This is a genomic window from Synechococcus sp. HIMB2401 (assembly GCF_042883245.1).
In the GTDB taxonomy this organism is placed as follows: domain Bacteria; phylum Cyanobacteriota; class Cyanobacteriia; order PCC-6307; family Cyanobiaceae; genus Parasynechococcus.
The window spans coordinates 764,635-782,486 of record NZ_JBDJKK010000001.1 but is presented as its reverse complement, the minus strand read 5'-3'; the positions used below and the strand labels follow the sequence as shown (position 1 = coordinate 782,486).

General features: G+C 60.3%; 24 protein-coding genes and 1 tRNA gene. 13 read left to right on the top strand and 12 right to left on the bottom strand.

The genetic code is table 11. The annotated features are described in order from the left end of the window. The first annotated feature begins 66 nt into the window (after positions 1 to 66). A complete protein-coding gene (gene dnaA, locus AAXE93_RS04835) occupies positions 67 to 1,464 on the top strand; it encodes a chromosomal replication initiator protein DnaA (protein WP_115160728.1) in 1,398 nt (465 codons plus the stop codon). Here the strand turns inward: dnaA and AAXE93_RS04830 are convergent, their stop codons facing one another. From AAXE93_RS04830 to AAXE93_RS04820, 3 genes are read right to left on the bottom strand one after another with little or no spacing between them, the layout of a single operon-like run. Further along, the gene (locus AAXE93_RS04830) at positions 1,465 to 2,133 is read right to left on the bottom strand and encodes a ParB-like protein (RefSeq protein WP_114988355.1); all 669 of its coding nucleotides are present in this window, start codon (positions 2,131 to 2,133) and stop codon (positions 1,465 to 1,467) included. Positions 2,134 to 2,156: 23 nt separating this feature from the next. Beyond that, entirely contained in the window at positions 2,157 to 3,389 is a 1,233-nt protein-coding gene (locus tag AAXE93_RS04825; protein WP_390128564.1) for a glutathione S-transferase family protein, read from the bottom strand. Then, positions 3,364 to 3,609 (bottom strand): hypothetical protein, encoded by a 246-nt coding sequence (locus tag AAXE93_RS04820; RefSeq protein WP_390128562.1) that lies wholly within the window; start codon positions 3,607 to 3,609, stop codon positions 3,364 to 3,366. Before AAXE93_RS04820 ends, AAXE93_RS04825 begins: the two co-directional genes overlap by 26 nt. Positions 3,610 to 3,724: 115 nt before the next feature. Between AAXE93_RS04820 and gorA the strand changes: the two genes are divergently transcribed. Both gorA and AAXE93_RS04810 read left to right on the top strand, forming a co-directional pair. Next, a complete protein-coding gene (gene gorA, locus AAXE93_RS04815) occupies positions 3,725 to 5,086 on the top strand; it encodes a glutathione-disulfide reductase (protein WP_390128560.1) in 1,362 nt (453 codons plus the stop codon). A gap of 96 nt (positions 5,087 to 5,182) precedes the next feature. Further along, the gene (locus AAXE93_RS04810; protein ID WP_390128558.1) at positions 5,183 to 5,806 is read left to right on the top strand and encodes an alternative oxidase; all 624 of its coding nucleotides are present in this window, start codon (positions 5,183 to 5,185) and stop codon (positions 5,804 to 5,806) included. Positions 5,807 to 5,814: 8 nt separating this feature from the next. Here the strand turns inward: AAXE93_RS04810 and AAXE93_RS04805 are convergent, their stop codons facing one another. Then, positions 5,815 to 6,915, bottom strand: coding sequence for a calcium/sodium antiporter (locus AAXE93_RS04805; protein ID WP_390128556.1), 1,101 nt, complete (start codon positions 6,913 to 6,915; stop codon positions 5,815 to 5,817). A gap of 81 nt (positions 6,916 to 6,996) precedes the next feature. Here AAXE93_RS04805 and AAXE93_RS04800 point away from each other — a divergent pair, with 81 nt between their 5' ends. From AAXE93_RS04800 to AAXE93_RS04790, 3 genes are read left to right on the top strand one after another with little or no spacing between them, the layout of a single operon-like run. Next, positions 6,997 to 8,646 carry a SulP family inorganic anion transporter gene (locus AAXE93_RS04800; protein ID WP_390128554.1) on the top strand — a complete coding sequence of 550 codons (1,650 nt, stop codon included), beginning with the start codon at positions 6,997 to 6,999 and terminating at the stop codon, positions 8,644 to 8,646. Next, positions 8,639 to 9,685, top strand: coding sequence for a dihydroorotase (gene pyrC, locus AAXE93_RS04795; protein ID WP_390128551.1), 1,047 nt, complete (start codon positions 8,639 to 8,641; stop codon positions 9,683 to 9,685). The genes AAXE93_RS04800 and pyrC overlap by 8 nt, the downstream gene beginning before the upstream one ends. Then, positions 9,660 to 9,962: a thioredoxin family protein gene (locus tag AAXE93_RS04790; protein WP_390128549.1), complete on the top strand. Its 303-nt coding sequence runs from the start codon at positions 9,660 to 9,662 to the stop codon at positions 9,960 to 9,962. Before pyrC ends, AAXE93_RS04790 begins: the two co-directional genes overlap by 26 nt. 10 nt (positions 9,963 to 9,972) lie before the next feature. Here AAXE93_RS04790 and AAXE93_RS04785 read toward each other — a convergent pair. After that, positions 9,973 to 10,058 (bottom strand) — tRNA-Leu (locus AAXE93_RS04785). A 39-nt stretch (positions 10,059 to 10,097) separates the two neighbouring features. On the opposite strand from AAXE93_RS04785, the gene AAXE93_RS04780 reads away from it, so the two are divergent. From AAXE93_RS04780 to trpA, 3 genes are read left to right on the top strand one after another with little or no spacing between them, the layout of a single operon-like run. Continuing rightward, positions 10,098 to 10,349: an NAD(P)H-quinone oxidoreductase subunit L gene (locus AAXE93_RS04780; RefSeq protein ID WP_115008824.1), complete on the top strand. Its 252-nt coding sequence runs from the start codon at positions 10,098 to 10,100 to the stop codon at positions 10,347 to 10,349. A gap of 1 nt (position 10,350) precedes the next feature. Continuing rightward, positions 10,351 to 10,707 (top strand): DUF3007 family protein, encoded by a 357-nt coding sequence (locus tag AAXE93_RS04775; RefSeq protein ID WP_390128547.1) that lies wholly within the window; start codon positions 10,351 to 10,353, stop codon positions 10,705 to 10,707. A 34-nt stretch (positions 10,708 to 10,741) separates the two neighbouring features. Beyond that, entirely contained in the window at positions 10,742 to 11,557 is an 816-nt protein-coding gene (gene trpA / locus AAXE93_RS04770; protein ID WP_390128695.1) for a tryptophan synthase subunit alpha, read from the top strand. A 71-nt stretch (positions 11,558 to 11,628) separates the two neighbouring features. Here the strand turns inward: trpA and AAXE93_RS04765 are convergent, their stop codons facing one another. Beyond that, positions 11,629 to 12,000: an AbrB family transcriptional regulator gene (locus tag AAXE93_RS04765; protein WP_115132417.1), complete on the bottom strand. Its 372-nt coding sequence runs from the start codon at positions 11,998 to 12,000 to the stop codon at positions 11,629 to 11,631. A 98-nt stretch (positions 12,001 to 12,098) separates the two neighbouring features. Here AAXE93_RS04765 and AAXE93_RS04760 point away from each other — a divergent pair, with 98 nt between their 5' ends. Then, positions 12,099 to 12,368 (top strand): YciI family protein, encoded by a 270-nt coding sequence (locus tag AAXE93_RS04760; protein ID WP_390128544.1) that lies wholly within the window; start codon positions 12,099 to 12,101, stop codon positions 12,366 to 12,368. Here the strand turns inward: AAXE93_RS04760 and AAXE93_RS04755 are convergent. Together AAXE93_RS04755 and AAXE93_RS04750 are read right to left on the bottom strand one after the other, a co-directional pair. Next, positions 12,344 to 12,706 carry a c-type cytochrome gene (locus AAXE93_RS04755; protein ID WP_390128543.1) on the bottom strand — a complete coding sequence of 121 codons (363 nt, stop codon included), beginning with the start codon at positions 12,704 to 12,706 and terminating at the stop codon, positions 12,344 to 12,346. The two genes, AAXE93_RS04760 and AAXE93_RS04755, sit on opposite strands and share 25 nt — an antisense overlap. Positions 12,707 to 12,719: 13 nt before the next feature. After that, entirely contained in the window at positions 12,720 to 12,953 is a 234-nt protein-coding gene (locus tag AAXE93_RS04750; protein ID WP_115009242.1) for a DUF3136 domain-containing protein, read from the bottom strand. A gap of 90 nt (positions 12,954 to 13,043) precedes the next feature. On the opposite strand from AAXE93_RS04750, the gene AAXE93_RS04745 reads away from it, so the two are divergent. Next, the gene (locus AAXE93_RS04745; RefSeq protein WP_390128540.1) at positions 13,044 to 13,565 is read left to right on the top strand and encodes a Nif11 domain/cupin domain-containing protein; all 522 of its coding nucleotides are present in this window, start codon (positions 13,044 to 13,046) and stop codon (positions 13,563 to 13,565) included. Positions 13,566 to 14,048: 483 nt separating this feature from the next. Here the strand turns inward: AAXE93_RS04745 and AAXE93_RS04740 are convergent, their stop codons facing one another. The 4 genes from AAXE93_RS04740 to AAXE93_RS04725 form a co-directional block, all read right to left on the bottom strand. Next, positions 14,049 to 14,543, bottom strand: a complete 495-nt coding sequence (locus tag AAXE93_RS04740) for a phosphate-starvation-inducible PsiE family protein (RefSeq protein WP_390128538.1) — start codon at positions 14,541 to 14,543, stop codon at positions 14,049 to 14,051. A gap of 261 nt (positions 14,544 to 14,804) precedes the next feature. Continuing rightward, entirely contained in the window at positions 14,805 to 15,125 is a 321-nt protein-coding gene (locus AAXE93_RS04735) for a hypothetical protein (protein ID WP_114988339.1), read from the bottom strand. A 24-nt stretch (positions 15,126 to 15,149) separates the two neighbouring features. Then, positions 15,150 to 15,515, bottom strand: coding sequence for a YkvA family protein (locus AAXE93_RS04730; RefSeq protein ID WP_390128534.1), 366 nt, complete (start codon positions 15,513 to 15,515; stop codon positions 15,150 to 15,152). A 68-nt stretch (positions 15,516 to 15,583) separates the two neighbouring features. Beyond that, positions 15,584 to 16,510 (bottom strand): sigma-70 family RNA polymerase sigma factor, encoded by a 927-nt coding sequence (locus tag AAXE93_RS04725; protein ID WP_390128532.1) that lies wholly within the window; start codon positions 16,508 to 16,510, stop codon positions 15,584 to 15,586. Between the two features lie 180 nt (positions 16,511 to 16,690). Between AAXE93_RS04725 and AAXE93_RS04720 the strand changes: the two genes are divergently transcribed. After that, positions 16,691 to 17,182, top strand: coding sequence for a DUF2214 family protein (locus AAXE93_RS04720; RefSeq protein ID WP_011363983.1), 492 nt, complete (start codon positions 16,691 to 16,693; stop codon positions 17,180 to 17,182). Continuing rightward, the gene (locus AAXE93_RS04715; RefSeq protein WP_390128529.1) at positions 17,182 to 17,847 is read left to right on the top strand and encodes a peptidase; all 666 of its coding nucleotides are present in this window, start codon (positions 17,182 to 17,184) and stop codon (positions 17,845 to 17,847) included. The genes AAXE93_RS04720 and AAXE93_RS04715 overlap by 1 nt, the downstream gene beginning before the upstream one ends. Positions 17,848 to 17,852 lie beyond the last annotated feature (5 nt).

Sequence of the window (17,852 nt, the reverse complement as noted above, 5' to 3'; positions counted from 1 at the left end):
TGATGCATTTAAGACGGCCTGAGCGGATCGGCATGCGTAGATTCAGCACTCGGGCGATGGGTGGTTTTGGCGCAGACGGGCGAAGAGCTCTGGATCAAGGTGCGGGATGGGTTGCAGGCGAAGCTGAGCAAGCCCACCTTCGAGACCTTCATTCGCCCCACGGGTTGCAGCGGCTTTGCCAATGGAGAGCTGAAGCTTCTGGCCCCGAATCCCTTTGCCAGCGTTCGTCTGCGGGAGCAGCTGCTGCCCACGATCGCCGAGATGGCCAGCAGCATCAGCGGTCAGCCCGTCCAGGTGACGGTGCTGGCGGAAACCGCCTTGCCGCTGCCGGATGCCACCGATGAGGCCTCAGCCGCTGCAGATGCGGCGCCGCCTCCAGCGGCCCAGGAGTCGGCATCGGCTCCAGCGCGGAACGGCTCCCCACGCCGCTATCTGCCCGGGCTCAATCCCCGCTACGTGTTCGGCCGTTTTGTGGTCGGCCCCAACAGCCGGATGGCCCATGCGGCGGCTTTGGCTGTGGCCGAAGCACCGGGCCGGGAGTTCAACCCCCTGTTCATCTGCGGCGGTGTGGGCCTGGGCAAAACCCACCTGATGCAAGCCATTGGCCATTACCGGCTGGAAATCGACCCCGGGGCTCGGGTGGCCTATGTCTCCACCGAAACCTTCACCAATGACCTGATCCAGGCCATCCGCAAGGACGGCATGCAGGCCTTCCGCGATCGCTATCGCGCCGCGGATCTGATCCTGGTGGACGACATTCAATTCATCGAGGGCAAGGAGTACACCCAGGAGGAGTTCTTCCACACCTTCAATGCCCTGCATGAGGCAGGCCGCCAGGTGGTGATCGCCAGTGATCGTCCCCCCAGCCAGATTCCACGGTTGCAGCAGCGCCTGATCTCCCGGTTCCAGATGGGCCTGATCGCAGACATTCAGTCGCCTGACCTGGAGACACGCATGGCAATTCTTCAGAAGAAAGCGGAGCAGGAGCGCATGTCGCTGCCCCGTGATCTGATCCAGTACATCGCCGGCCGCTTCACCTCGAACATCCGTGAGTTGGAAGGGGCCCTGACCCGGGCCGTGGCCTTCGCCTCCATCACGGGGCTGCCGATGACCGTGGAATCCGTGGCGCCGATGCTCGACCCCACGGGGCAGGGGGTGGAGGTCACGCCGCAACAGGTGATTGACAAGGTGTCTGAGGTGTTTGATGTCACGGCCGAGGAGATGTGCAGCAGCACCCGTCGCCGTGCCGTGAGCCAGGCCCGTCAGGTGGGGATGTACCTCATGCGCCAGGGCACCGACCTCAGCCTGCCGAGGATCGGCGACAACTTCGGCGGAAAAGACCACACCACGGTGATGTACGCGATCGAGCAGGTGGAGAAAAAACTGGCCTCCGACCCCCAGCTCGCTGGTCAGGTGCAGAAGGTGAAGGATTTGCTGCAGATCGATTCCCGCAAGAAGCGCTGATCAGCGGCAGGCTTTCTTGTCACCTTTCCAGCCCGGCATGTCCTGTGCAGCGGCTGAGCACACCAGCTGGCGGGCTGCTGCGAGTGCCGGCTCCAGGCGCCTGGAGCTGAAGGGGGGCAGGGGCCGGCTGCGCAGCCAGGCACCCCAACGAAACTCGTGATACGGGATTAGGGGCTGAGGCTTGATCCACCCCTCCTGCTTCAGCTTCCACACGAGGCTCCTGTAAGGATCGTCGTCCAGTCCCAGCAGGCTCGTGGGCAGCTGCTCGGCCGGGCGCGGGCCGTTGCCTCGTCCGTCGTAGAGGTAGAGCCAGCCCTGGTTGTGTAGATGGGCCAGCACAGCGCTTCGGTCGGCGGTTGGCAGCTCCTCCACCACGTAACCCCAGGTGGTGGCCCCTGGATCAATGCCGATCAGGCCTCGCAGCCGGTGGTGCCGGTCCAGCATCCACATGGCGCCATCGGCAGATCGGATCAAAGGGACCGGTTTGCCGCGCAGGTAGTCAAGACGCTGCTGACGGGTGTCCTGGGCGAAATCCTTCTCGCGTGACCAGATCTCCGCCAGTCCCACACACCACTGGGTCGGCTGCAGCTGCGCCGCTGACACCTCAATCAGATCGGTCCCCCGATCGGGGGCGGGGATCGGTTGGTAAGCGGGCAGCCGCAGGGGCACGACTCAGCGTTGGCGCACCCGCACTATGACCCAATTAAGAAGGGTCGGGGATCCTGATCAAAGCGATCCCTCACCGGCAAGGGCTTGGCCTGCTCAGGGCCATCCAGCTGGGCGGTGGCTTCAAGGGCCTGACGCAGCAGTCGAGCGGCCGGGAGCGGCATATCCCTTGGCACCGAAATGCGATCGCGCAGATAGCGCAGCCCGGCGGCACTCCCCGCTGGAGGCGGGCAGGGGGTGTTGCGAACCAACCGGGTGAGGGCACAGCGCAGGGGCTGGTCAAAGGCTGCAGTACCCATGGGGTTCACCTCGCGCAGCCGTTGCTGGTGACGCAGCACCCGGCTCAGGGCGATGACGGCCTGATCGGCTTGATGGTCCGCATCCCAGCAGGCTTCGTCCTCGCCGAGGCCATCACCTCGGTCGATCCGTTCGGCCAGGCGCTTCGCTTCCGCTCCATCGTCGGGCCAGCAGCCGCCCATCTGGGGCGGCAGGTCATGGGCATGGGTGTGAAAGTCGCTTTGGGTGCCGCGGTAGGTCTCCAGTCGCTCCAGGGCACGGAACCAGCGGTCAATGGCTGGATGCTCAGCCCTCAGCCGGTATCCCTTGTAGTAAGCCAGCGAGGCATTCATCCGTTCCACGTAGGGAACGAAGATCAGATCCACGGTCTGCGGCTCCGGGCCCCGCAGCCACGGTCCGTCCTCCCGGTTCAGCTCCCGCTCGAAGCGCCGTGCGATGTCTTGAAACTGCTCTCGGGCCAGAACCTGTTGCCTCGGACTCAGCCGTGGTGAACACAGCCAGATGCACCAGGCCTGAAACAGCAGCCGTTCAAGACGGCGCAGCTCCAGAGCTTCCGGCGCTGTCATCGCCATGCCCAGGGGGCCGAACTGCTGTTCGAGGGCCAGGAGGATGTCGTCGCTTTCGGTGATCAGCCGCCCGTTGAGCTCCAGGGCCGGCAACATCCCTGAGGGTACTTTCTCCAGGAACCACGGCTCCTTCGGGCCGTAGCAACGCATGGTGACTTTGCGGATCCGGTAGGGGATGCGCTTGAACTCCAGCCAGAGCCAGATTTTTTGGCAGTAGGGGCACCAGGCGTGGTGGTCGCGGTACAGCGTGACCATCACGTTGGATTCAGGCTGTCCGAACAGGCGCAACGTGGCCTGGGCACTTGTCGGCCCATCAATCCGATTCGGTTCCGGCATCGCCAGGCTGGCCAGGTCCGACCAGCTCAGGGGTTCAGCTGATTCCGATGAAAGGGGCATGCAGGATCGGCGCAAGCGTTGCCCGTCCATAGGACTGCCAGTCGCCCAGTTCGTGCATCAGCGCCAGACAGTCCTGCTGGCGGCCCTGATCAGCCAACTGCTTCAGCCGCAGTTTCATGTCGTCGCTGGTGATCATCATCACGATCTCGCGGCGTTGCGATCGTTTGAGGCGCAGCTCAGGATCAGGCGGCTGCCTGCGGCGCTTGGAAGAACGGTTCATGGTTTAAGGACGCGGTTGAAATACGACCGACTCGTCTTGGGCCTTTATGGCCCCCTTCCCCGGACCATAACGCCATCTTTACGATGACGCCCGTCGTCTCGAGCACCCTTCTGTTATGGGCGCTGATCTGGATCTGGTTGTGCTCGGAGCAGGCTCCGGTGGTCTGGCCGCTGCGAAACGCGCGGCCCGTCATGGAGCCCGCGTCGCCATCGTGGAGGGCGATCGCGTCGGAGGCACCTGCGTGATCCGCGGCTGTGTTCCCAAAAAGCTTTTGGTGTACGGCGCCCAGGCCCGCCATCAACTGGCGGATGCCTCGGCCTACGGCCTTGAGATCGGTTCGGTGCGTTTGGATGTGCCTGATCTCCTGCGTCGGGTGCGCGCCGAGGTGGATCGGCTCAATGCCCTCCATCTTGGATTTCTGGAGAAGGCCGGCGTTCAGTTGATCTCCGGTTGGGGACGCTTCACGGCAGCAGATCGCATCGGCATTTCCGATCAACGCGGTGGGCCCGTGCTAGAGGAACTCTCGGCACCGCGCTTTCTGGTGGCGGTTGGTGGCCGGCCGGCCCGGCCGGAGATTCCTGGGGTTGAACACACCTGGGTCAGCGACGACATGTTCCTGCTGGAGGATGTCCCCTCAGCCGTGGTGGTGGTGGGCGCAGGCTTCATTGCCTGCGAGTTCGCCTGCATCCTGCGGGGCCTTGGTGTTGCGGTCACCCAGGTGGTGCGTGGTCCGCGCTTGTTGCGCGGTTTTGATGCCGAGTTGGCCGATGCCGTGCTGGATGGCATGCGTGAGCAGGGCATCGAGGTGCTGTTGGAGCAAACGGTGGTGGCCGTGGAGGGAGAGCTCGGGGCGCTGACGGCGCGCCTGGGCAATGGTGAGTCTTTGGCTTGCGGCGGTGTGTTAATGGCCACCGGGCGTCGCCCCTGGCTTGCGGATCTTGGGCTGGATGCTGCCGGCGTAGCGACCGAGAACGGCCGCATCAGGGTCGATGCCAACTCCTGCACCTCGGTTCCCCACATTCATGCCGTCGGTGATGTCACCGATCGGGTCAACCTCACGCCTGTGGCTATTGATGAAGGTCGTGCCTTCGCCGACAGCGTCTTCGGGTCGCGTCAGCGGCAGGTGAACCACGACCTCGTGGCCAGTGCCGTGTTCAGCGATCCAGAGCTGGCGACAGTGGGCCTATCGGAAGAACAGGCCATCGAACGCTATGGCGTGGAAAGTGTTGTTGTGCATCGCGCCCGCTTCCGGTCCATGGCGCGGGCCCTGCCCGCTTCCGGCCCCCGTTGTCTGCTCAAGTTGGTGGTGGAGAAGGCCACCGATCGGGTGCTCGGCTGCCACATGGTGGGCGAGCATGCCGCGGAGATCATTCAGATGGCGGCGATTGCCGTGGGGATGGGCGCCACCAAGGCCGATTTCGATCGCACCATGGCGCTGCATCCCTCCGTCTCCGAAGAGTTCGTGACGATGCTCTGATCCTGTAATCCTTTCGACAGTATGAAAGGTGCAAGACAATGCATATATGGCGATCTAGACCACGATTAAATCGATATATATGACGTGGAATCATTCATGCAGACTCAAGGCCATAAGGCTGATTTTGCCCATTTTTTGATTGAATCAGGCGAGCAGTTGCTCAGTCTTCTTTGGCCTGCAGCTGATGCTCGTCGGGCAGCATCTTTAGAGATTATCGCTCGCACGGCCTATACGGCTGAGGAAAGTGCTTGTCATTACCTTGAAACGATTGGCCTTGATCAGAGCGGCGCTATTCGTAAGACTCTGGAGTTGGCACGTCGGCAGGACAGTAATGAGCAGACGCATGAAGATATTTTTTCTCGTGATCTTGGTGGACTGTCTTTATGGATAGACCGATTTGTGGCAAGGCATGTAGCTGTCCTTGTTTATTGGATATTTGCTTTTACTACCCTGTTGGATCACGAGTTGGCCTCTTTGCTTGGAGAAGCTGTTGAGGCCGAAGCTGTCAAAACTTACCGGCGCATGCTTTTGGAGCAGCCAGAGGAGTGGTTGCTGCAGCCCGTAACTCCGATTGCATCAGCCTATTGGAGAAAAGAGGGAAATATGTGGGCTGCCCGTGATGAACGTGAGCCAGAAACTCTACGAGATGTAATCGAATTAATTGCTAGAGATGAGTTGGACCATGTGGCGGCTAATAGCCAAAAAGCAATTGCTTTCTAAGTATTGATTTAAATGGTTGGGCTGTTCTGGTTTTTACGCCAATAAAAAACCGCTTGAGTGAAAATCACGATCATCACGATTGGAATTACAACGCAGAGCATCACAAGGCGAAATTCATCGGCCCAGGTGGCCATAGCCGTCCGGGGTAAAACATTGTCGACCAGATACAAAACATAGAGGCCGAGAAGTAGACCTCCTTCCACGCGCGAGATGCGACCTTTTGTCCAAAAGATCGGCATGCAGGCCAGGCTGGTGAGCAGCATTATCGGCAGGTCGTCCTGAATCAGTTCCGGGGTGACTTCAAGTCCGTTGCCAGCTGCCGCAATAGCTCCGCCGCCAAGCACCAGCATCAGGTTCAACAGGCAGCTGCCCACCACGTTGCCGATGGCCAGATCGGTGCGTCCGCGTAGGGCCGCTACAAGAGACGTGATCAATTCGGGCATCGACGTTCCGGCTGAAACGATCGTCAGACCGATCACTGCCTCACTAACTCCCAGAAGGGTTGCGGCGCTGACTGCGCCATTCACCAGAACCCTTGATCCAATCGAGAGAACGGTGATGCCGGCAATTAATCGCACTGAGGCGGGGATCAATCCACCTTTGCTTGCTTCGACGCTGATTTCCGGTTCAGCGCTGCCGCTGTCGTCCGGTTGTTCACGGGCAGTGCGGATCTCCCAGACGGTGTTGATCACGAGCCCCAACAGCAAGGCCAGGCCTGCTTGCCAGGTGACCCGTCCTGCGGAGGCCATGCCCCAGACCGCCGCGGAGATGGCAATCATCAGAGGTACATCTCGTCTCACCAGGCGGCTTTCAACCCGTAAGGGCAGCACAAGGGCGCTGCTGCCCAGCACCACCATCACGTTGAAGATGTTGCTGCCCACCACATTGCTCACGGCAAGGGCGTCAGCTCCCTGCAGCACCGAACTCAGGCTCACGAATAGTTCCGGAGCGCTGGTGCCCAGAGACACCACCGTGAGGCCAATCACGAGCTGGGGAATGCCGAAGATCACCGCCATGGCGACGGACCCCTGAACGAATAGTTCCCCGCCACCGAAGAGCAGTCCGATGCCCAGGAGCACTTGGATCAAGGCCTGCAGAAATTCAGGCATGGGCCGAGCTCAGCTGTACGGGGATTCTGCTTTGAAGCGAATCAACCTAAGGTCACTCACCTGGGTAATAGATAAGAAACCTTGTTGAACCGGATCAGCACCAGCAACCTCCGGGGTGACGCCTTTGGTGGCGTGACCGCCGCGGTGATTGCTCTGCCGATGGCCCTGGCCTTCGGGGTCGCCGCAACGGGTGACCCTGCCCCTGGGCTTTGGGGCGCCGTGATCATCGGCTTGGTGGCGTCTCTCTTCGGCGGAACGCCCACCTTGATCTCCGAACCCACCGGTCCCATGACCGTGGTGTTCACGTCGGTGATCCTGAGCTTCACCGCCACAGCTCCGGACAAGGAAACGGCCATGGCCATGGCCTTCACCGTGGTCATCCTGGCGGGTCTGTTTCAGATACTTTTTGGCGTGTTCCGTCTGGGTCGATACGTCACCCAGATGCCATACACCGTGATCTCTGGCTTCATGTCGGGGATTGGAGCCATCCTGGTGATTCTCCAGCTGCCCGCTTTTCTGGGGCAGACCGCATCGGGCGGGGTGATGGGAACCCTGTCCAACCTGCCGGGTTTGATTGCCGGAATTCAGCCGATGGAGCTGGCGCTGGCGTTGATCACCGTTGCGATCCTTTGGTTCACCCCAGCCAGCGTGAAGCGTTTCTGCCCGCCGCAGCTTCTGGCGCTGGTGCTGGGAACGGTGTTGTCGATGACCCTGTTCCAGGACGCCGGTCTCAAGACCATTCCTCCGTTCAATGCTGAGCTCCCCAGCCTGCATGTGCCCACTTTTTCGGGCGGACAGCTGCGTTTGATGTTCGTGGATGCCGCAGTGCTGGGCATGCTCGGCTGCATCGATGCGCTGCTCACCTCCGTTGTGGCTGACAGCCTCACCCGCACGGAGCACAACTCCAACAAGGAATTGGTGGGTCAGGGACTGGCCAACATCGCGTCGGGCGTCTTTGGCGGACTGCCTGGGGCGGGAGCCACGATGGGCACCGTCGTGAACATTCAGGCCGGCGGACGCTCAGCCTTATCGGGCATTGTCCGCGCGCTGATTCTGATGGTGGTCGTTTTGGCTGCCGCGCCCCTTGCGTCCACGATTCCCCTCGCTGTGCTGGCGGGTATCGCCCTGAAGGTGGGCATCGACATCATTGATTGGGATTTCCTCCAACGGGCCCACCACCTCTCGGTGAAAGCTGCGGTGATCACCTACGGCGTGATTGCGCTCACGGTGCTGGTGGATCTCATCACTGCAGTGGGCATCGGAGTTTTCGTGGCCAACGTGCTCACCATTGATCGGATGAGCGCATTGCAGTCCAGAAAAGTGAAAACGATCAGCACCGCTGATGACGATGTGGAGCTGACCGATGAAGAGCAGGTGTTGCTGGATCAGGCCTCCGGCAGGGTTCTGTTGTTCCAGCTCGCCGGGCCGATGATCTTCGGCGTGGCCAAGGCCATCTCGCGTGAGCACAACGCCATCGGCAATTGTCAGGCGGTGGTCTTCGACCTCTCCGAGGTGTCCCACCTGGGGGTCACCGCTGCGATCGCCCTCGAGAATGCCGTCAAGGAAGCGATTGAAGAAAGTCGTCAGGTGTTCCTGGTCGGTGCAACGGGCAGCACGGAGAAGCGCCTGCAGAAGCTGAAGCTGTTGGATCGGCTCCCCCAAAGCCACATCACTGGTGATCGCCTCGATGCCTTGCGCCTTGCCGTGAATGGTTTGCAGCTGAATGTCTGATCAGATCTCGATCATCGCCCCAGATGATTGGCACGTGCATCTCCGCGACGGGGAGATGCTCAACCAGGTTGTGGCCCATACCGCCCGCCGTTTTCAGCGGGCCATCGTGATGCCCAACCTGCGTCCCCCGGTGACCACGGTGGCTGCCGCACGGGCATACCGCGACCGTATCCAGGCGGCGTGCCCCGCTGATCTGGAGTTCACGCCCCTGATGACGGCGTACCTCACGGATTCGATCGCTCCTGCCGAGTTGGAGACAGGATTTCGAGAGGGCGTTTTTGCGGCCGCCAAGCTTTATCCCGCCAACGCCACCACCAATTCCGCCGCAGGGGTGACGGATCTGCTGCAGATCGATCCTGTGCTGGAAACGATGGCCCGGATCGGCATGCCCTTGCTGATCCATGGTGAAGTCACGGACAGCGAGATCGATATCTTCGACCGAGAGGCGGTGTTCATCGAACGCCATCTGGCACCACTGCGGGACCGCCATCCCGAGCTGAAGGTTGTGTTCGAGCACATCACCACCGAACAAGCGGTGCAATACGTCAGCTCAGCGGATCGTCATCTCGCCGCCACCATCACCCCCCACCATCTGCACATCAACCGCAACGCGATGTTTGCCGGCGGGTTGCGCAGTGATTTTTATTGCCTCCCCGTGGCCAAGCGGGAATGCCACCGTCAGGCCCTGCGCCGGGCGGCCACCAGCGGTGACCCACGCTTCTTTCTCGGCACCGACACGGCACCGCATGAACGGGCATCCAAGGAAAGTGCCTGCGGATGCGCCGGCATCTTCAATGCGCCCTTCGCCCTGGAGAGCTATGCCCAGGTTTTTGATGAGGAGGGCGCCCTGGAGCATCTCGAAGCCTTCACCAGCCTGAATGGGCCGGCCTTCTACAACCGTCCAGCCAACACGCGTCGCATCACGTTGCAACGCCGTGACCATCTCGTGCCGGAACTTGTGAATGGACTGGTTCCTTTCCATGCTGGAGAGATCCTGTCCTGGGCCGTTGCCGATGCACCTGATCAAGTTCAGCTCTGAAGACTGCGGCACCTGTCACCGCATGAGTCACTACGACAGCAAGGTGGCCGAGGAACTCGGCTGCAGCTTCATCTCCGTTATGCTGCAGGACACGGAGATGTATCGGAAATACCGGAAGATCCTGCTCAAGCAGTACCCCAACAAGGAGGGAATGGGCTGGCCCACCTACCTCCTGGTGAACGATCCCGATGGAGATTTTTCGATCGAGGGAGAACTGAAGGGCGGCATGCCCAAGGGAGATTTCCGCACCAAGCTGGCTGACTTGCTGCCGTCTTGAGCTTAGGTAGTGGGGGCAGGGGGACTTGAACCCCCACAGGCCTTTCGGCCCAAGCGATTTTAAGTCGCGTGCGTCTACCGATTCCGCCATGCCCCCGCCCGGACATCTTAGATTTCCCTCAGATGTCCTCAGGCCTTGGACCTTTCGTCCCTGCTTTCTCAAGTCCCACAGGACACGTTGTTGGTTCTGTTGGCCTACACCGTTCTGGGCGGCCTGTATCTCGTTGTGGTTCCCCTCGCCCTGTACGCGTGGATGAACCAGCGTTGGCATCGCATGGGCAAGCTGGAGCGTCTGGGGATCTATGGCCTGGTCTTCCTCTTTTTCCCGGGGATGATTCTGTTCGCCCCCTTCCTCAATTTCCGGCTGAGCGGGCAAGGAGACGTCTGAATTGACGCGTGGCAAGGTTCTTCTGATCGGACTTGCAGTCCTCCTGCTGGGCGGGCTTGGGCAAGTCGGCTTTCAGGCTGCAGGCTTTGAGGGTTTTTCGGCAGGGATTGCTGCGGAGGCCCTGCTGGTTGTGATTGTGGTGGTGTGGACAAGCTCTTACCTGTTCCGTGTGGTCACCGGCCAGATGACCTACATGGACCAGCGGCGTCGCTACCGTGAGGTGTACGACAAGCAGGAAGCTGAAGCGCTTCAAGCCCGTTTTGATGCTCTCCCCGAGGAGGAGCAACAGGCGCTGTTGCGCAAGATTGGAGCGGATGCCTCGGTTCCCGCAGACGGTGATGCCCCCATCGACTCATAGGCTTCCGAAGTTTGTTCCTGGTCGGTTGACCGAGATGCCCAATCAGCAGTCCTCTTCCATCGCCCAGCGCTTTGAGCAGCTGAAGCAGGACGGTCGCCTCGCCTTGATGCCATTCCTGATGGCCGGCGATCCGGATCTCTCTGTCACCGCTGATGTGCTGCTCAGCCTGCAAAGTGCAGGGGCTGACATGGTTGAACTGGGAATGCCTTACAGCGACCCCCTCGCTGATGGGCCGGTCATTCAGGCTGCTGCGTCCCGGGCCCTTGCCGCCGGAACCACGCCAAAGGGTGTTCTGGACATGCTGCGCTCGTTGAAAGGCCAGCTGCAGATTCCCGTGATCCTGTTCACGTATTCCAATCCACTGCTCAATGTGGGGATGGAGGCGTTTTGCCAGTCCGCAGCGGAGGCTGGTGCGGCGGGTTTGGTGGTCCCTGATCTACCCCTTGAGGAAGCGGAGCGGCTGTCGACAATCGCAGAGCGTCATGGCTTGGATTTGGTGCTCTTGGTTGCACCCACCACTCCCCAAGATCGGATGGGTCGGATTGCCACATGCAGCCGAGGTTTCACCTACCTGGTGAGTGTTACCGGTGTCACCGGTGAGCGAGCTCAGATGGAAAGCAGGGTTGAAGGTTTGGTGCAGCAACTCAAACAAACCTCACCGGTTCCTGTTGCGGTTGGTTTTGGGATCTCCGGTGCAGAGCAGGTGCGTCAGGTTCGGGGTTGGGGTGCCGATGGAGCAATTGTGGGCAGTGCACTTGTGAAACGGATGGCGGCAGCATCGCCCGGGGACAATGCTCAGGAAGCTGGTCGTTTTTGCGCTGAGTTGCGTGCAGCTGCCGATCAGCCCTAGGGGCTGTCATCCCGCTCAAGCCATCAAAAACCCCGGCATTGGCCGGGGTTGCACTGCTTTTTAATTTTGAATCACTCGTCGTCTTCGTCGGTGGCACCCACCGGTGTCAGGCGAATCTGTTTGCGACCAAGTTTGATTTCAAATTCATCTCCAGGTTTCAGGTCGAGCAGCGCTGTATAGGCCTTGCCGATGAGAAGATTGCCGTTGCCTTGCACAGTGGCCACATAGCTGAGTTTGCGGCCGCCTTTGCCCACACCGCCAACACCACCCACGCCAAGACTGACGCCTTTGGCCTCCAGCAGTGCTTCATAAAAAGCGGTGAAATTCAGACGTTCACCACCATCTTTTTTCGTGGAGACATAGCCACAGGCACGAACAAGGTCAGACTTGCTGATGTCACCCAGGTCTTTGACTTTATTGAGAAGGTCGCTCCCAGTGAGCATCGCTTTCGAGAGATATCAACCTTCACAACATAGCCATGGTTCAAGCGGCTATGCCATCATTTTCCACTGAAAAGTTCGCTGTTATTTCACCCTTCGCTATGGCACGTTTCGTTATGTGGGGCACTTACTGCACGGATGCTCTTGAGAAGCGTGCTCCCTATCGGGATGAACACCTTGCTCGTCTCCAAAGTCTGAAAGAGCAGGGAACGCTGGTCACGCTCGGACCCACCGAGGGAAGTAGCCATGTTTTCGGGATCTTCGAGGCCGACAGCATCGACGTCGTCCGCAGGCTGGTTGAGGACGACATCTATTGGAAGCAGGGGATCTGGACGGCGCTCGAGGTTTATCCCTGGGTCCAGGCGTTCTGAGCCTGCATTAGCACCCATTCAGCTACGAGCTGATCTCCATCTCTCCCGAGAACGTCGGCGTAACCACTCATCTGGCCTCGCCCTTCCCGGGCGATGGCTGCGATGGCGTCCACCGTTGCGATCTGCTCACGCTCGAGGGTCTTCAGCTTCAGGTTTTTTCCCCGGCGAATGATGTTGCCACCGTTGATGTGGCATCCCGCGCAGTGCTGTTCGAACAAAAGAGCGCCGGGGCTGGCGTCAGACCCGGCAGCCAGCGAAGCGCCGGCTGAGCCAAGGCTCAGCAGCAGAACAAGAAACGCACCAATGCAGCAGCGCAGGAGGTGGCTCAGCACAGGCATGATGTGGCTTGTCTCAGTCTGCTTGAGCAGGCGATGCCTCCTTCTGGAACCGCTGGATCAGTTCATCGGGAGAGCGGTAATCCTTCGGAAGCGAGGTGTGCAATCGGTTGAGGTAGTCCCAGCAGACCGTCCGGCGAATGGCGTTGAGGTCGCGTCCATCGGCCACAAGGCGACGCAGGGCCTGGCAGTAGGTCGAGAATCCAGCCTCCAGATCTCCGATGGTGAGTGCCTTGGTTGCGGACGACATGAAACAGAAGGTCAGGATCTTCTGACTTTTGCGTCGATCCCCTGATTGGTCTGTTGTCAGGATCACTATTGAAGCTGTGCGGTGGTCTCTGTGGCGGAACAGGATCTGATCCGTTTCCTCAACAAGATCTCCCAACTTCAGGCCCTTGCTGAGCGTGTGCGGAACGACTCCAACAGCCGCGAAAAGCTGGCGGCTTGTGCGGACCACAACCAGGTTGTTCAGTTGGCTCGATCCTGGGGGTTCGACATCGGTCGGCGCTGGGGTGAGCGTGACCATCGGCCGGGGGGAGAGGTCAACCTGCTGGCGACCCCGTGCCCTCCACCGGGTGAGGAATCAACCCAGGTGGTGGCGTCTGCCGAAACATGGAGACTGCTGTTGATCGCCTCCAATGGCTTCAGCTCCCCCCGTGACGAATGGATGGATCAGTCCGATCACGAGTGGGTGCTTGTGCTGCGGGGGAGCGCCTGTGTTGCGCTGCAGAACCCTGATCGGATTGTGGATCTCAGTCCAGGGGATCATCTGCTCCTTTCGCCCCATCAACGCCACCGGGTGGAGCGCACTGATCCCGATCCAGGAACCCTGTGGCTGGCCTTGCACTGGGATGCTGCTTAAGCCCGGCGAGGCACGCCACCTCCACGATGGATCGTGCAGCCCCCAAAAGGAAATGAGCACGACAGCTGATTGCCGTCGGTCGCATCGCTGACGAGAGTGAGTGCATCGAGATCGGAGGAGCCCATGACGGCCGACACTCCACCTGAGCAAACCCCAGAAGCAGACTGACTTTCTGGCCCCTGCTCCAACAGTTCCCACCCATTCGTAAGCGATTCGTCTGGCGCGACAACGAAGAGCGTCAAGCCAGTCGACTCCCCTCTGCATCTTTCGTAGGTGCCCCGCAGGAGAGCCGCTTCACACTTGGACTCGATGGCCCCAGGGTGCCTTGAGCCAGACGCTTCGACCTTCCTGTCTCAGTTCCATTGCTGGAGAAGATTTTCCAAGGCATCAGACACTGAAGTTGAGGTCGATTGCCATGCGCAAACGAGCCAGTTAGGCCGTCTTTCCATCGGGAAGGGCGGCCTTCCTTTTGTTCGTGAAGCCTTAGTCCTGGAAATCAAGCTTGTTGGCTGATCCTCCGCGGCCCAGTCGTTTGCGGGAGGGTGTGGCGTTCGCACGCTTCACCAACCAGTAAGCCGCTGAAAGTGAGACGACTGCGATCCCGAGGCCCACCAGCAGCTGGGGTTTGTTTTCAGCACCGGAGGGCAGCACGATCACCTTTCGAGCCACAGCCGTCAGCGCGGTGACCAGAACCAGTTCGATCTGCACCACGTGGCGCCTCAGGTAACTGGTGATGTTTTGCAGCACCTCCAGTGCGATCAACACGGTGAGCAGATCGCCGAGGATCTTGATCAGGTCATCGCCTAACCAAGTCGCCGCTGACCCAGTCAGCAATTTGGAGCCCAAGGAAACAATCAGCTGGATGATGGCGGCGCCGATCACCACGGCCGTGATCAGGGTGAGCAGTCGGGCGACCTCGCGCTCACCTGCATCAACGAAACCGAGAAAACTTCTCTTGGAACGCGTGGGTTCACTCACGGGCTTCAGTCGTTGAAGGGGTTGTAATAGGGGCGAGCCTTGGTGTCGCAGGTGACGGAGCCGTCCTCTGCCTTGATGCAATCGGCTTCAATCTTGCTGTCTCTGCTCGTGGCGCTACCCGGTCCCTGCAGCCACCCCTCGGTTTACGCATGGGCCGAGGCGGCGCCGAACACCGACATCATCAACAGAACGGAGGCGCTGAGGAGGTGATTTCGCGTCATCAGTGCGATGTCTGAGCCACCACTTTGCCCGTGTCGGCCGTTAATCGGTGCAGTCGTCTCGAATTTCCTGCAAAAGCAGATCAAGTTGCCCGAACGGATCGTCGTCGGCCGTTGCCACACCGGCAGGTTCGCTGGAAGGCTGGCCATGCCATTCGGCTTCAACGCTGCAGAGCCGATCAGCCAGTCCAGCCAGTCCACGCATGTTGTGTTCGCGCTCCAGCACCTCAAGCAGGGCGGGCATTCGGGTCGACACAGCGCGCAGGTTTCGACGCAGGTCGGCCTGGGTGCGCCCTTGCTGCTTCAACCAGTCCTTCAGCAGCAGAGTGAGGTCCGCTTCAAATTCAGGGGTCCAGCCAGACATTGATCAGCGATTCAGTTCAGCGATTCAGTGCGCCAGGGGAAACCAGCGATCCAGTTTGCGGCGAGCTCGCATCCGGATGGCGGGAGTGACGTGATTGCTCCACAGACCCACCATGGCCGTAAGTGCCACCAGATCATCACTGAAACCGGCCACCGGCAGCAGGTCTGGAATCAGGTCGGCCGGCATCAGCAGATAACTCAGGGCAGCGAGCATCGTCAGCCGCGCGGCTGAGGGGGTTCCGGGGTCAAGCATCAACTCCAGGGCTTCCAGGGCTGGGGCGGCAAGACCTCTGCCGGCCTGCTGCAACAGGCGCCGCAGAAGGTTTTCGTCGATCACCTCCCGTTCAAGCACGTCGGCTTCAACGGTGGTTCGCGCAGCCTGGTCAGTCATGCGGAGGGAACCGGTTGGATCCACTCTCCCCAGTTCCTCCGCAAGACGCCAGCGGGGCGTGCCGATCTTCAGAGTGTGGATTCCACGAGTCCGCTTTGAATGCCCGTCTTGCGCAGTTTGCGCAGGGCCCGCTGCACCACCTGACGGCAATACTCCCGTGAACAGTTCATGTGGCGTGCCACCTCGGCAAGGGTGCGCCATTCGTTGGTGCCATCCAGCCCAAAGCGCAGGGTCACAACGGTGTGTTCCTTCGGGGTGAGATTGGCTTTGGCCAGCAAAGACCACACGGACGCGGTGCGTTCAGCGATCTCGGCCCTTTCCAGCGGCGGGAGCTCCTCGCTTGGCAGCACATCCACCAGCTCGGAGGGATCCGATTTCGACTTCACAACCCCCTGCAGGCTCACGGTGACGCTGCGCAGTTCACAGGCCAGCAGATCTTCCACCTCAGCGATGGGGATCTCCATGAACTCCGCGAGTTGCTCTCCGCTGGGGCTGAGGCCATTGCGCTGCATCAAGCGTGCCTTGGCAGCCCGCAATTTGGTGAGCTTTTCGTTCACATTCACAGGAATGCGAATCGTGCGGCTTTGGGTGGAGAGCGCTCGATTCAGCCCCTGCCGAATCCACCAGTAGGCATAGGTGGAGAAACGATGGCCGCGGGTGGGGTCGTATTTCTCGACGGCTCGGGTGAGGCCAAGGGTGCCCTCTTGAATCAGATCGAGAAGATCCAGACCCTTGCCCTGATAACGCTTGGCCAGATTGACGACAAGACGAAGGTTGGAGGTAATCATCTGATTCTTGGCCCGTTCGCCACGGCGAATCACGCCTTTTTCTTCATCGCTGTACTCACAGGCTGGGCCACTCCCGCCAGCCAGATGACAGCGTTCTGTGATGGCGACCATCGCCTGAACCTTTCTCCCCATCATGAGTTCCTGCTCTGGAGTGAGCAGTTGATGGCGACCAATTTCGCCGAGAAAAGCACTCAGAGAACTCGTCATCATGACGATACGGCTGAATTGAACCTAGAACCAAAGTGTTTTTTTCTGGCGGTCATAATAAAGACTCCCGAATTAATACTTTGTGCGCTATTTCACCCTTTCTTCCTGTTACTGAAGTGAATCTTTCATTGTTAATTCAATTGGGTGGCTAAGGTCTCCGCACCTTCCGCCGCCACGCCCATGCCCCTGGCCGTCGCTCTCACGTCCGACATCGCCAAAAACGCCGGCGTTGCCTACGTTCACTACCTCAGCTTCATGCTCTGCTTTGGCGCTCTGGTGCTGGAGCGGAAGCTGATTAAAGCGGATCCGAATCGCCAGGAAGCCACGGCGATGGTGATCACCGACATCGTTTATGGCATCGCTGCCCTAGCTCTTCTTGTCAGTGGAATCCTGCGGGTGATCCACTTCGGCCAAGGGGCTGAGTTCTATACCCAGAATCCGCTGTTCTGGTGGAAGGTTGGTCTGTACCTCTCCGTGGGAGGCCTGTCGCTGTATCCCACGATCACCTACATCCTCTGGGCGATTCCCCTGCGCAAGGGTGAGCTGCCGAAGGTGAGTGAAGCCCTGGCCAAGCGTCTGGCCTGGATCATCAACATCGAACTGGTCGGCTTCGCCAGCATTCCGTTGATGGCGACCCTGATGGCCCGCGGTGTGGGTCTTCCCGCCGCCTGATGCAGCCCGAGCTCTGTCCTCCACAACAGCAGGTTCGAACCCTGCAGGTGTCTTTGGAACGCCAGCCTCCAGGCCAAAGGCCGGGCTATGCCTCCTCCATCGCCACCACCTCCCTGGGCCCTCCGGTGTTGAAGCACTGGTGCGTGTGGGTTCAGCCCGCCGCCGCCACTCCGGCCAACCGCTGGGACCAACGCTGGCTTGATCAAGTGTCATCGGCGCTGACCACCTGGCGTGCACTGGTTCCGCTCACGCTGGTGGACAATCTGGACCAGGCGAACGTGTTGATTCATCGGCAGCGTCCGGCCCGCCGGCAGGTGGCTGGTGTGTGGCGCGCCAGCAACGGACGCACACAACTTCAGGTTGTGGACGTGCAGCGCCAGGGCCGCCGAAGGCTTGAACCCCTGGTGAAGGTGATGGTGTCACCAGGGCTGCGAGCTGAAGCACTGCAGGCCACCGCTCTGCATGAACTGGGTCACGCCTTCGGCCTCTGGGGCCACAGTTCGGTCCCCACTGATGTCCTGGCGATCAGCCAGGGCGAGCGTCCGGTGTTGGTGCCATCGCAGCGGGATAGCCTCACGCTGGCGTGGGTCATGCAGCAGACCACCCGTTTCGGTTCAACGCTTCGGAAGCCCATCGAACCGGCCGAATCTGAATCACTTGAGTGACGTCA